Origin of the sequence: Microbulbifer elongatus (assembly GCF_021165935.1) — a bacterium.
GTDB classification, from domain to species: domain Bacteria; phylum Pseudomonadota; class Gammaproteobacteria; order Pseudomonadales; family Cellvibrionaceae; genus Microbulbifer; species Microbulbifer elongatus.
On the sequence record NZ_CP088953.1, the window covers coordinates 3,724,897 to 3,738,268 of the forward strand.

Here is a 13,372-nt window from a genome sequence, read left to right on the forward strand (position 1 = left end):
TGACCTTTGCGTATTTTTGCCGGTGGCTGTTGCGTTCTTTTACGGGTTAAACCAATGGTGACCGTTTTCGGCCAGCAGCTGATTGGAGGCCTGTGGACCCCAGGTTCCCGCGCGATACAGTTGTGGCTGATTCGCGGTATCGCGCCAGTGATCAATGATCGGATCGACCCAGGCCCAGGCCGCGGCTACTTCTTCGCGGTGGATAAACAGCGCGGAATTGTTTGCGGCGGCGTCCAGCATAAGACGCTTATAAGCGTCACTTTTAAAGCTGTCGTAGGTGTCCGACAGCGTCAGGTTCAGTTCTACCGGTTGCAGCTCCATGGTGAGGCTGTCCATCTTTTTGGCCATCAGCACCATTTTGATGCTTTCTTCCGGCTGCAGACGAATTACAAGGCGGTTTGGCAATACTTTACCGGCCTCCGGCTGATACACACTGTGAGAAACGTTTTTGTACTGAATCACAATCTCCGCACAGCGTTTTTCCATGCGTTTACCGGTACGCAGATAGAAAGGCACACCGGTCCAGCGCCAGTTGTCGATATGCGCGCGAATAGCGACAAAGGTTTCCGTGGTGCTGTTCGCGGCTTTCAACTCTTCCAGGTAGCCGGGAACCAGCTCTTTACCCAGACCACCGGCTACGTACTGGCCACGCACGATGTTGTTATCCACACTGTCACCAGTCAACGGGCGCAGAGCCTCCAGCACTTTGATTTTTTCTGAGCGAATATTGCGCGCAGACATGCTGTTGGGGGACTCCATCGCAATCAGGCACAGCAGCTGTAACAGGTGGTTCTGCACCATATCGCGCATTGCACCAGTGTCATCGTAGAAACCGGCGCGCCCTTCGAGGCCCACAGTTTCAGAGATACTGATCTGGATATGGTCGATGGTCTTCGCATCCCACAGGTGCTCGAACAGCACATTACTGAAACGCAGGGCCAGCAGGTTCTGTACGGTTTCTTTACCCAGGTAGTGGTCAATGCGGAAAATGCTGTCTTCCGGGAAGTACTCGGCGATCTTGCTGTTGATCTCGTCGGAGGTCTTGGCGTTGTAGCCCAGGGGCTTTTCCACAACCACGCGGGAGTTTTCGTGAATCAAACCTTTTATGGAAAGGTTTTCACAGCAGGGACCAAACACTGCCGGCGGAATCGCCAGATAAAACAGGCGGGTGCGCTTGGTGTCTTTACCCAGAATATCGACCAGCCCATCCCACTGCTCATCGGGCTTGGCGATATCCAGATATACGGCGCGCAACAGGCCGCTGAACTCTTTCCAGTTTTTATCGCTGTACTCACCATCGCGCAGATGAGTTTTCAGGGCCTGCTGTGCGGTTTTGATATAGGAGTCCGCGTCTTCCTGACGGCGAACCACGGGCAGGATGCGGGTGTCCTTGTTCAGGCCGCCTTCAATGTAAGCGCGATACAACGCAGGAATCAGTTTGCGCAGGGACAGATCGCCACCGCCGCCAAACAGTACCATGTCGAATGAATTTGCCATTTCGTTGCTCTCAAACAGTTGCGCGGGCCCAATGTGCTATCGGTGCCCGCGCGAATTCAGTTAAAAAAGAATGCTACCGCCAGTTTCTGCGCCGCTCGCCAGCTTGCGCATATTGACAAACAGGTCCCGTCCCATGCCGCTGTTGTTGGCAGACAGGTCGCATTCCGCTGGCGCGCGTGCGGCCAGCTCTTCATCACTTACATCTACTTTGAGAACGCCGGCTTCCGCGTCCAGCTCTACGATATCTCCATCCTGGATTTTTGCGATTGCGCCACCTTCCAGTGCTTCCGGGGAAAGGTGAATGGCCGCCGGCACTTTACCGGAGGCGCCGGACATACGGCCGTCGGTGACCAGCGCCACCTTGAAACCACGATCCTGCAGCACCCCGAGAGACGGCGTCAGTTTGTGCAGCTCCGGCATACCGTTGGCCTGCGGGCCCTGGAATCGCACCACGGCCACAAAATCTTTTTCCAACTTGCCCGCTTTGAACGCGTCCAGCATGTCGTCCTGACTGTTGAATACGACTGCCGGTGCTTTCACTTTCAGCTGCGGGGTTTTCAGTGCAGATACTTTGATCACGCTGTTGCCCAGATTGCCCTTCAGCAATTGCAGGCCGCCGTGGCTAGAGAACGGATCCGCTGCGGGGCGAATGATGTCGGGGTTGCCGGATTCTTCTGCGGTCGGGCGCCACACGAGACCGTCCTTGTCTTCGTTCAGGAACGGATCGTAGGTGTAAGGCTCCATGCCGGAATCGCCGAGTACGGTGGCCACATCGTTGTGCAGCAGACCCGCCCCGAGCAATTCGCGAATCAGATATTGCATACCGCCGGCGGCGGCGAAGTGGTTAATGTCGGCGGTACCGTTCGGGTACACGTGGCACAGCAGAGGTACGACTTCGGACAGTTCTGCCATATCCTGCCAGGTGATCTGAATGCCGGCGGCGCGCGCCATGGCGATCAGGTGCATGGTGTGGTTGGTAGAACCGCCGGTAGCGTGCAGACCAACAATGCCGTTTACGAACGCTTTTTCGGTAAGAATCTTGGCGATGGGCGTGTAGTTGCTGGGCTCGGAATTCTGTACCAGCTGTTTGACCGCCGCTCTATTCATGGCGTCGCGCAACTCGGTGCCCGGATTGATAAACGAGCTGCCCGGCAACTGCAGGCCCATGATTTCCACCAGCATCTGGTTGCTGTTGGCAGTACCGTAAAAGGTACAGGTACCCGCGCTGTGATAGGAAGCGCTCTCCGCTTCCAGCAATTCTTTGCGGCCCACCTTGCCTTCCGCGTACAGCTGGCGAACACGTACTTTTTCCGCGTTGGGGAGACCGGTTGGCATGGGACCTGCAGGTACAAACATTGCAGGCAAATGCCCAAATGACAGTGCGCCAATCACCAGACCGGGTACGATCTTGTCACAGATGCCCAGATACATACCGCCGTCAAACATATCGTGTGACAGGGAGATGGCGGTGGCCATGGCGATCACATCGCGGGAAAACAGTGACAGCTCCATACCCGGCTGCCCCTGGGTAACGCCATCACACATGGCGGGCACACCGCCGGCAACCTGCGCGGTTGCGCCGTTGCGCAGGGCCTCTGCCTTGAGCATTTCCGGGTAGGTGCCGTAGGGCTGATGCGCCGACAACATATCATTGTAGGCAGTAACGATCGCCAGGTTGGGGCCATGCCCGGAAGCGATCAGGTTTTTGTCATGATCGCTGGATGCCGCCATGGCGTGCGCCAGGTTGCCACAGGAGAGCTTGTGCCGTGCTCTGCCTTTTCCCTGCGCGCGCTCCACCTGGGCCAGATAGCTGGCTCGGGTTTCTTCACTGCGGCGAATGATCCTGTCGGTCACCGCCTGTATGCGACTGTGTACCACTGTTTGGTTTGCCATTTTTGATCAACTCTTCGTTTTTTATCAGTCCGAACCACGTTATTGCTTGCGCAGTTAAGCCTGTTCTCCAGCAGGCTCAGCCACCTCAACTACAGGCGACTCCGTGGACGTAACCGTGCCGTTTATCCGGCGGTAGTATTCGATCAGTTGGGCCGTTGAACCGTCTTCGTCTGCCAGGTCGCCAGAGGCCAGTTTCGGCTCCAGTTTGCTGGCGAGACCCTTACCCAGTTCCACTCCCCACTGATCAAAAGAAAAAATTTGCAGAATCACGCCCTGAACAAAAATCTTGTGCTCGTAGAGTGCGATCAGCGCTCCCAGTGATCGGGGGTCCAACTCTTTCAAGAGTATTGTGTTACTTGGCTTTCCACCCCTGTGGACCTTGAACGGGGTGAGCCTTTTTATTTCTTCTTGTGACAGCCCCTTGGCTGCCAGTTCACGACTGACGGACTCCGCATCCACCCCGTTCATCAGCGCCTGACTCTGGGCAAACATGTTTGCCAGCAGAATCTCGTGGTGACCGTCCAGGTCGTGTCCCGGGGTCACACTGCCGATAAAGTCGGCGGGAACCACTTCCGGGCTCTGGTGCAGATACTGGTAAAACGCGTGCTGCCCATTGATGCCCGTCTGCCCCCATATTAGAGGGCCGGTGGTGTAGTCCACCTCCACCCCTGCGCGGGTGGTAGATTTGCCGTTGCTCTCCATATCCGCCTGCTGCAGATAGGAAGGCAACATGTGCAGCGACTGCTCGTAGGGCAACACCGCGTGCGCCGGGTAACCCATAAAAGTGCAATACCACACACTCAGCAGCGCCATGATGACCGGCGCATTGGCGTCCAGTGGCGCCTCGCGGAAGTGCTTGTCCATACTGGCCGCGCCATCCAGCAGTGCGCGGAAATTGTCGAACCCACAGGCAATGGCAATGGGTAGACCGATGGACGACCACAGCGAGAAGCGCCCGCCGACCCAGTCCCAGAAGCGGAAGATCCGCTCCGGCAGCACACCAAACTGCTGTGCCTTGTCCGGGCTCGAGGTCACTGCCACAAAATGCTGCTGTAACAGCGCCTGGGGATCGGCCTCCGGCATCGCCTGTTGCAGCCACTTCAGGCCGCTCCCGGCATTGGTCATCGTCTCGCTGGTCGTGAAGGTCTTGGACGAGACAATGAATAAGGTCGAATCGGCATCCAGGCCGGCCAGCACGTCCGTGAGCTGGGTTCCATCCACATTGGATACAAAATGCACTGCGACATCGCCCTTCCGGTGGGCACGCAGTGCTTCGATGGTGGTTTGCGGCCCGAGATGGGAGCCGCCGACCCCAAGATTGACTACATCGGTAATTCGTTTACCCCGGTAGCCAGTCAGGGCCCCATTATGTAGTAAAACTACAAACTCTTTCAAGCGCTCCAACTCGGCCTCGACCTGAGCGGTGACGGATACCCCATCGATCTCGACATCTTCCGCCAGACCACCACGTAGCGCGGGATGCAGCACCGGCCGCCCCTCTGTGGCATTGATGGGTTTACCGGCAAAAAAGTCCCCACGCCACTGCGCCAAGTCCGCGGCTTCCGCCAAGCGTAATAAATTTACAAAAATGTCCTGATCCAGCTGATTTTTTGAGTAATCCAGCAGAAATTCCGGCAGCTCCAGGGAGAAACGCTCCGCGCGCTGCGGATCTGCGGCAAACAGCGCCTTCAGGGACCGCCCTTTCACTTCCGCCGCCTGCGCTTGCAGCGCCTGCCAGACAGGGGAACGGGAAAGAGGTTGGGAATGGGTTTGAGAGTGAGTCGAGTGAGAGTGTGCACTGCACATAGCGAGCCCCCTGAAAGCGGCGCCCACCGTGGTGTTGCAGGCACCGGTTATTGTTATCTAGCCGATTACCCGGCAACTGACCCCCGCTCCGGGCGCCAATGCCAGTCTGTTTGACCTCAAAATGACAACGCTGTCAATTTGGCGCCAGAGTCACATAGTTGGCAAAGGGTGTCAATTGGGTTTGTAGTTTTATTTCAGGCAGACGAAGACCACGCCAATCCCGTGACTCTCAAGCCATCGTCGTTCGCAGCAGAACCGGTTAAACTTACCGACTGGGCAACTGGAATCATTCCAACAAGGACCTCTCCAAGGGCCTCACAAAGGACCTATCAAGGATCACAGCCAACAATGAAGAGCACCATCAACGACGTGGCGGCAAGAGCCGGGGTATCGATCAAGACTGTTTCCCGGGTGATCAATAACGAGCCGTCTGTGCGCCCCGCCACCCGCCAGAAAGTGATGGATGCGGTAGAAGCGCTGCACTACCAGCCCAACCTCGCGGCGCGCAACCTTGCGGGCACCCGCAGCTACACCATCGCCCTGATTTACGATAATCCCAACGCCTATTATGTGATCGATATGCAGAACGGCATTCTCGAAGCGTGCAAGGCGCGGGGGTATGAGCTGCTGATTCACCCGAGCAACTCAAAATCCGCCAACGTCAACGACGAGTTGCGCGCGCTGGTGGAGCACTCCAAGGTCGCCGGGCTGGTGCTCACCCCCCCCTTTTCCGAGACCCAGTCTGTTATTGATGAAGTGAAAAAGCTGGGGCTCGACTATGTGCGCATCGTGTCCAGTGGCGCAGCGGAGGGCGATGAAGACAACTGTATCCAGGTAGACGATACTGCAGCCGCCTACGACATCACCAAACATTTGATTGAAAACGGCCACAACCGTATCGGATTTCTCGCGGGTGGCGAGGAGCACGTGTCCACCCACGGGCGACTGGAGGGCTATAAGGAAGCGTTGCAGCAGGCGGGCATCACCATCGACCCGGATCTGATTATCCCTGGCGAATACTCTTTCGACTCCGGCGTATCCGGGGCCAAGGCGCTACTGGAAAAAGACAACCCGCCTACCGCCATTTTTGCCAGTAATGACGAAATGGCGGCCGGCGCACTCTTCGCCGCCCGGCTGATGCATATCGAAATTCCCGAGCAGCTGTCCATCGTCGGTTTCGAGGACAGCCCCTTCTCCCGCCAGACCTGGCCCAAGCTCACCACCGCGCACCAGCCCAACAGTGAAATCGCCAAGTGCGCCGCGGCCCTGGTACTCAACAAAGCCCGCAGCAAAAGCGCCACCGAAAGCGCATCAACCAACAAAGATGCCGGCATCACCAAAAAATTCGTCCCCGAACTCCTGGTCCGCGACTCCACCGGCCAATCCCCGAATTAAAAACAATAGAATTCACCCCACAACCCGAGGATCGCCGAAGAGCGTAGCGAGCACTTGCCTGGTGGTGGCCGCCGGAGCGGAAGGAACGGAATGTATGTTAATACATGAGTATCCTGAGCACCGCCGGACGCCGCCAGGCATGTGCGCAGTAGCTTTTCGGTGATTCCCCTCTAAAAAAAGCCCTCACTAGGAGGGCAAAGATGACGAGAACCAAAGAGAGAAACTTTAAAAAGAAACTTTGACTGACTGTGACGCCAGCTGGATAACCCGAGGTTATTTCCAGCTGCGCATCTTGTGCCCTTTCAGAGCGTAAAACAGGATAAACAGGTAGGCCGGGATGGAAATCACGTAGGCCAGCTGACCGTCGCCGGTATCAGCGAAATGACCGTACAGGGGCGGCAGTACCGCGCCGCCAGAGATCCCCATGATCAGCAGGGCGGCACCTTTGGAGGTGAACTTGCCCAGACCTTCCAGCGCCAGCGGCCAGATTGCCGGCCAGCACATGGCGTTGGCAAAGCCCAGCAGGGCAACAAAGTAAACAGCGTTGGGAATTTCCGGCAGACCGAACAGGGCCAGGGTCGCAGAGGACATGACGGTGCTTTCCATAGAGCCGGTCATTACCGCAACGGTGAACAGGATACCGAGCACCGCTGAGATCAGCAGCGCAGTCTGCTGGCTAATAAAGCGCGGAATGGCGATCGTGCCCCAGATATAACCCAGCACCATAAACACCATGGTGTAGGACGTCAGTACAGAGGCAACAGCAGTGTCCAGACCCGCCTGCTTGCCCAGCAGACCGATGGCGTCTCCGGCAATCACCTCTACACCCACATAGAAGAACAGTGCGATAGACCCCAGGATCAACTGTGGGAACTTCAGCAGTGCCGGCAGATTCACCGCCATATCTTCCTGACCTTCAACCACCTCATCTTCAATATCGGGCAGCGGTGCGAACATCATGGCAATCGCCAACACAAAGCCGAGCACCGCCATACCGATGTACGGGCTCACCATCTGACCGGCCAGCTCGTCCAGCTTGGCATCTTTGGCGGTGGCGGTCAGTGCAGACAGTTCTGCTTCAGAGATACCGCTGATGCCCGACATCACCAGCGCCGCGAACACCAGCGGCGCGACAATACCAGCACCTTTATTCAGCAGACCCATTACGCAGATGCGTACCGCAGCAGTTTCCGGAGAGCCGACGCGTACCACGTAGGGGTTGGACGCCGTCTGCAGAATGGTGAGACCGGAGCCCACCACAAACTGCGCCAGCAGGAAAACGCCGAACATACGGCTGTAAGCAGCGGGAATAAATATCAGTGCACCCACAGCCACCAGCGCCAGCCCCAGGGCCATGCCGGTCTTATAACCCGTGCGCTCGATAATGGCCGCCATAGGCAGCGCCATCACCGTGTAAGCGATATAGAAAGCGGAGGCCACGAGCATCGCCTGGAAGGCGCTGAGCTCACAGATGGTTTGCAGAAACGGGATCAGGGCCCCATTCAACCAGGTAACAAAACCAAAAATAAAAAACAGCAGACCGATGATGGTCATCGGCAGGATACTGCTGCGGGTTTCCCCCTGGCTAACAACTGCGGTATTCATAGGCTCACCTTTCATTATCGTTATTTAGCGTCGACTAAATTCGTCATCGGTTTTCTTGAATGCGCGGAATCACCCGGCTGTGAACACTTCCTGTCCGCCGATCCAGGTTTTCTGTACCTGTAAATCGTCGTTTACCAAAATCATATCGGCGGCAGCGCCTTCGGCAATGCGACCACCTTTCGAACCCAGAAACTCAGCCGGATAGAGTCCGGCCATGCGCAGGGCTTCATCCAGATCAACACTGCACCATTCGCGGATATTGCGCACTGCGCCGATCATATCCAGGTGTGAGCCAGCCAACTCGCCGGTGGTGGAAGTCAGCTTGTCACCGTGCCGGGTGACGGTGCGACTGAACAGCGGGAAGCTCCGCTCCTCGCTGCCCACCAGTGACATGGCATCGGTCACCAGCATGATCTTGCCGCGGGGCTTGGCCTTCAGCGCCAGAGTCATGGCCTCGGCACTCACATGGTGACCATCGGCAATCAGGCCACACCAGCAGTCGTCGCTGATCAGTGCGGTACCGACCATGCCGGGGTCGCGGGAATGCAGCGGCGACATGGCGTTGTACAGATGGGTAAAGCCGGTTGCGCCCGCGGCCACCGCCGCTGCGGCCGTCTTACCGTCGGCATTGGAGTGGCCGAGGCAGACTTTCACACCGAGAGACACCAGCCTGGCGATGTCTTCCGGGGAGACGTTTTCCGGCGCCAGGGTGACCATCTTCAGGCCGAGATCGTCCCGGGCATAAATCGCCAGCTCTTCTTCGCTGAGCGGTCGAATAAAACACTCTTCGTGGGTACCCTTTTTCGGCGCGCTCAGGTGCGGACCTTCAAAATGCACGCCAAGCACACCAGGCACACCTTCTTTCAAGGCAGCACTGACCGCGTCCGCAGCCTTCTGCATTACATCCACCTGATCGGTGATCAGGGTGGGCATAAAGCCGGTGGTACCAAAGCGGGCATGGGCAGCCGACATTTTGCCGAGAGCGTTGACGCTGGTGTCGTTGTTAAACAGCGCACCACCGCCACCGTTGACCTGCACATCAATCAGGCCCGGTGCCAACAGTCCCTGCAATCGCACAGCATCCGCCGCCGGTGTTCCACCGATGGAAACCACCTTGCCGCCGTCAACGATCAGCGCTACATCCTTGTGCAGCTGCTCACCGTCAAACAATTGCTGTGCGATAAATGCCTGTACCACGTCCTAGATCCTTATCCGCGATCAAACAGTCTGGGTAACTTTCTTCAGACCCGCCGGCTCATCCGGGTTGATACCCCGACTGACCGCCACGTGGGCAACGTCGATGTAAAAACGCTGCAGCAGTGGCAGTGGCGCAACGCGCGGATGCACGCCTTTGCTCGGCACATGCAGATTGATCAGGGTGCCACCACGACGAATGATGTCGGCAATCTGCTCGCTGTGAGCCTGATAGGATTCGTCTTCAATCGGCACATTCACCACGGTGAGCTTCTGCTCTACCAGCGTGACCGGGCCGTGCAGAAATTCCGCACTGGAGAAGGACTCGGCATGCACGCTGCACACTTCTTTCAGCTTCAGTGCCAGCTCACGGGTAATGCCGTACCCGGGCCCACGACCGAGAACCACCAGGTTCTTCACCGCCGCGAGATCTTCCGGGCGCAGTTGCACGTCGGATTCGATGGCGTCGGTGAGGGTTTGTGGCAGCATCTCTACGCCGGCTTTCAATTCTTCGTCCTGAGTCCAGTTGGCTACCAGCTGCAGCACCGCAGACAGGGTGCACAAATAGCTCTTGGTCGCGGCAACGGCCAGTTCAGGGCCCGCCTTCAGCGGTACCACCTGGTCGACGATGTCTTTGATCGGCGCAGCCTCATCGTTCACCAAGGCCACCGTGTAGGCACCGGCGTCTTTGGCCATCTGCGCCTGAGCGAGGATGTCCGGGCTGCGGCCAGACTGGGAAATAACAATGACCAGCGCGTCTTCGAGCTTCAGCTTTTTGCCGTAGACACTGGAAACGGACGGTGCCGCGGCAAAGGTCGGGGTGCCGGTCTCGATTTCGATCAGGTATTTGGCAAAAACGCCCGCGTGGTCGGAAGAACCACGGCCCACGATCATCACAAAGCGCGGCGGCTTGGCGCGCAGGCGCTCACCCAGCGCTTCCATGATCGGCGCGTTGTTCTGCAGTTGTTCGGCAATCCGGCTCGGGGCTTCGCGAGCCTCGGTTTCCATTACTGTCATCGCCATAGATGCTTCCACCTTGTTGGCCTCACCAGAGGTCACTGCGCTCATAAAATCTATCCGTAACTTGTTCTGACGTCGTCTTCCGACAACCTGTTTGTTCTAGCGATTTACCGCCTTCATCCAAAGAGGTGATCCGGGCCAGTCACCCATACAGCGCTTTGGCATCCGCCTCTTCCCGCGCTTTTGATTCGCTTTCCCCCAGCGCGGCCAGGGAGTGCTGGGCAAAGTAAACACAGCCCAGCTCCGGCGGATCCAGCGGATCGGACACCCGCTCTGCCACATGGGGCTTGAGCCAGGGTTTCAGGCGCGGTGCCAGACCGCCAATCATGGATAGGCGCGGCGGCTTACCCTCCATCAACTTGTCCGCGAGGTCACTGATATATGCAGCGCCATCACGCATGATCGATGCCGCTACCGGGCAGTTCGCCTCGGCACACTCCACCACCGGTACCGCCAGTTTGGCGTACTGGCTGGACGGCTTGCCCGCCATCATTTCAATCACATCGTAGGGATCATTGGTGCCCAGCGCGGACTGCAGCTCGTCTTTCAGGTCGGAGTCGCCCGCCAGGCCTTCCATCGCCATCAGCAGGTATTTCACCGCTTCCATTCCTAACCAGGCACCACTGCCTTTGTCGCCATGGGGGAAGCCGTGACCTCCGACGATGGCGCTGCGGCCGTTGACCCAGGAATACCCTACCGATCCAGTGCCAGCGATAATTACCGCACCATCACCCCCGCGGTGCGCACCCAGGCACGCGGAGTGCTGATCGGTGGTAAGAAACATTTGTTTGAAGGGATGTGCCCAGGCATTCATCTCGTTGTAGAGACGGGGCATGTTGACCCCGGCCAGCCCCACACCTGCAACCAGCTCTCCCAGCGTTTCCGCGGGCAGGCCGGCATCGGCCACCGCCAGTGCGGCAGAGCGCACAATGGAATCGATAGTCTGTGCATAGCCATGCAAGGGGTTCGCAGGTCCGGAGACACCGGTACCCAACAGGCGATTGCTGGCATCGAAAATGGATGCGCGACACTTACTGCCACCGCCATCGACGCCAATGAAAAGAATGTCCCTGCTGTCTCTCAAAGCAACCATCGAACCGGCCCCTAAGATTTTCTATTGTTATGTGTCCTTGCCGGATTCCCCACCGCATTCGCTGCGCCCCAGAGGATTCCGGCTGGGCGCCTGTGACGCCTCTGCCAATATGTGAGAAATACTACAAGACAAATGACAGCGTTGTCATGCCTTTTTTCAAAAAAACCCCGAAGATTTCTCTCATTATATGCTGGATTTACGTGCCAAATGGTGAAAAAAACGTCAATACACCCCATGAAAGCCAGTTCTACCGGACACGAATGCCGAAAAAACAGCCACACCTTCTTCAGTACTTTTTAATCTAACGGGCACACCGCCCTCCCCGGATATGTGGCACAGATCAACTTCGCTGCAATAAATCGGTCACACTTTTCTGCGATAAAGCGCGCGCCCGCGCCGGGTACTTACTAACGGCGCGCGTCTTTGGCAGGAACATCAGTAGTGACAGGGGGCAGAATGAAACGCGATCAATCGCGCCGGTGGACACATTTCGTACAGGGCTCTTCCACAGCACTACCGTGGCTGAGCCTGGCCACTGGCCTGTTGGTCAGCGGTCTCGCAAGTGCCGCCGACGACGACCGGGTTCTGTTTCGTCTGACCGGTTCCAATACGGTGGGGGCGGATCTGGCGCCGGCGCTGGTAAAAGGCTACCTGCAATCCCGCGGCGCAACGGCAATTCGTCAGCGCAGCGAAGGGGAGAAGCACTGGATTCACGCCGACCTCAACAGTGCCCCGGTGGTAGTCCCCATTATTGCGCTGGGCTCCAGCACCGGCTTTAAGGCCCTGGACAGCGATACCGCGGACATCGGCATGGCGTCACGGCGTATAAAAAGCAAGGAAGTCACTCTGCTATCGCGCTTCGGTGACTTCACCAGCCCAGAGGCAGAGCACGTCATCGGCCTCGATGCGCTGGTCATCACCGTGCACAAAGATAACCCCATCAACCGCCTTACGCTCACGCAACTGGCGCAGATCTACCGTGGTGAGATCCGCAACTGGTCCCAGCTCGGTGGAGCGGATCTGGCCATCCGTCCACTGCACCGGGATATCGAGTCCGGTACCCGCGCCACATTCGACAGCGAAGTGTTTGGTGGCAGCCGACCGGCCAAGCCTTTCGTTTACGAGGTCTCCGGTAACCACGAGACCCGCGAACTGGTAGAGCGGAATCCCGCCGCGATCGGCTATCTGCCCTTTGCAGACTCCGAGGGCATGCACAAGGTTGCCATCAAGTCCGGTGATCTGGCGGCGGTGGTGCCCGACCGCGGCATTATTGCCACAGAGGACTTTCCGCTCACACGCCGACTGTACCTGTACCGCAACCCCGGGCGTTACAACCCTCAGGTCGACGCTTTTTTGCACTTCGTGGAATCCCCTGCCGGACAGCAGATTGTGGAGAACGTCGGCTTTATCAACCTGACCCCGGTTGCTCTGCAAATGCCCCCCTATGCCAATGCACCCGATGGCTACCGAACCCTGATGGAAAACGGCTCGCGCCTGAGTATCTCCTTTCGCTTTGCCGATGGCAGCGCGGATCTGGATAACCGGGCCCTACGCGACCTCCACCGGCTGCAGGCGTTTATGGCTCAGGAGGAAAACCGTGACCTTTCCCTGACCCTGGTGGGGTTTTCCGATCGCAAATCCAACCAGAATATTTCCGACCTGATTTCGCGCTTCCGCGCGCTCAAGGTTCAGGGCGCGCTGTTGCGGGACCATAAAATGGGCGACAGCCAGATCATGGCGGTGGGTGCCTTTGCCCCACTCACCGTCGACAGTGAACAGGGACCGGTGAAAAACAGCCGCGTCGAAGTCTGGATCAATTGATCGGCCAGTCAGTAAAAGTAACGCGTAAAGAAACAGCGGTGGCGAGGC

Annotated in this window: 9 protein-coding genes; 2 read left to right on the top strand and 7 right to left on the bottom strand. The window is 57.7% G+C overall.

Translation table 11 applies throughout. The features are described from left to right. Nucleotides 1-39 precede the first annotated feature (39 nt). From zwf to pgi, 3 genes are read right to left on the bottom strand one after another with little or no spacing between them, the layout of a single operon-like run. Nucleotides 40-1,497 carry a glucose-6-phosphate dehydrogenase gene (zwf, locus tag LRR79_RS15375; protein ID WP_231758050.1) on the bottom strand — a complete coding sequence of 486 codons (1,458 nt, stop codon included), beginning with the start codon at nt 1,495-1,497 and terminating at the stop codon, nt 40-42. Nucleotides 1,498-1,557: 60 nt separating this feature from the next. Then, nucleotides 1,558-3,390: a phosphogluconate dehydratase gene (gene edd, locus LRR79_RS15380; RefSeq protein ID WP_231758051.1), complete on the bottom strand. Its 1,833-nt coding sequence runs from the start codon at nt 3,388-3,390 to the stop codon at nt 1,558-1,560. 54 nt (nt 3,391-3,444) lie between these two features. Beyond that, entirely contained in the window at nt 3,445-5,097 is a 1,653-nt protein-coding gene (gene pgi / locus LRR79_RS15385) for a glucose-6-phosphate isomerase (protein WP_231758052.1), read from the bottom strand. A 447-nt stretch (nt 5,098-5,544) separates the two neighbouring features. Between pgi and LRR79_RS15390 the strand changes: the two genes are divergently transcribed. Beyond that, a complete protein-coding gene (locus tag LRR79_RS15390; protein WP_231758053.1) occupies nt 5,545-6,591 on the top strand; it encodes a LacI family DNA-binding transcriptional regulator in 1,047 nt (348 codons plus the stop codon). A gap of 273 nt (nt 6,592-6,864) precedes the next feature. Here the strand turns inward: LRR79_RS15390 and LRR79_RS15395 are convergent, their stop codons facing one another. From LRR79_RS15395 to nagK, 4 genes are all read right to left on the bottom strand, one after another. Continuing rightward, nucleotides 6,865-8,196 (bottom strand): sugar MFS transporter, encoded by a 1,332-nt coding sequence (locus tag LRR79_RS15395; protein WP_231758054.1) that lies wholly within the window; start codon nt 8,194-8,196, stop codon nt 6,865-6,867. Between the two features lie 69 nt (nt 8,197-8,265). Continuing rightward, the gene (gene nagA, locus LRR79_RS15400) at nt 8,266-9,393 is read right to left on the bottom strand and encodes an N-acetylglucosamine-6-phosphate deacetylase (protein ID WP_231758055.1); all 1,128 of its coding nucleotides are present in this window, start codon (nt 9,391-9,393) and stop codon (nt 8,266-8,268) included. Between the two features lie 21 nt (nt 9,394-9,414). Next, nucleotides 9,415-10,458: a glucosamine-6-phosphate deaminase NagB-II gene (gene nagB-II, locus LRR79_RS15405; RefSeq protein WP_231758056.1), complete on the bottom strand. Its 1,044-nt coding sequence runs from the start codon at nt 10,456-10,458 to the stop codon at nt 9,415-9,417. A gap of 94 nt (nt 10,459-10,552) precedes the next feature. Next, nucleotides 10,553-11,503, bottom strand: a complete 951-nt coding sequence (gene nagK, locus LRR79_RS15410) for an N-acetylglucosamine kinase (protein WP_231758057.1) — start codon at nt 11,501-11,503, stop codon at nt 10,553-10,555. A gap of 456 nt (nt 11,504-11,959) precedes the next feature. Here nagK and LRR79_RS15415 point away from each other — a divergent pair, with 456 nt between their 5' ends. After that, on the top strand, nt 11,960-13,324 hold the full coding sequence (locus tag LRR79_RS15415; protein WP_231758058.1) for a substrate-binding domain-containing protein: 1,365 nt from the start codon (nt 11,960-11,962) through the stop codon (nt 13,322-13,324). Nucleotides 13,325-13,372: the final 48 nt, after the last annotated feature.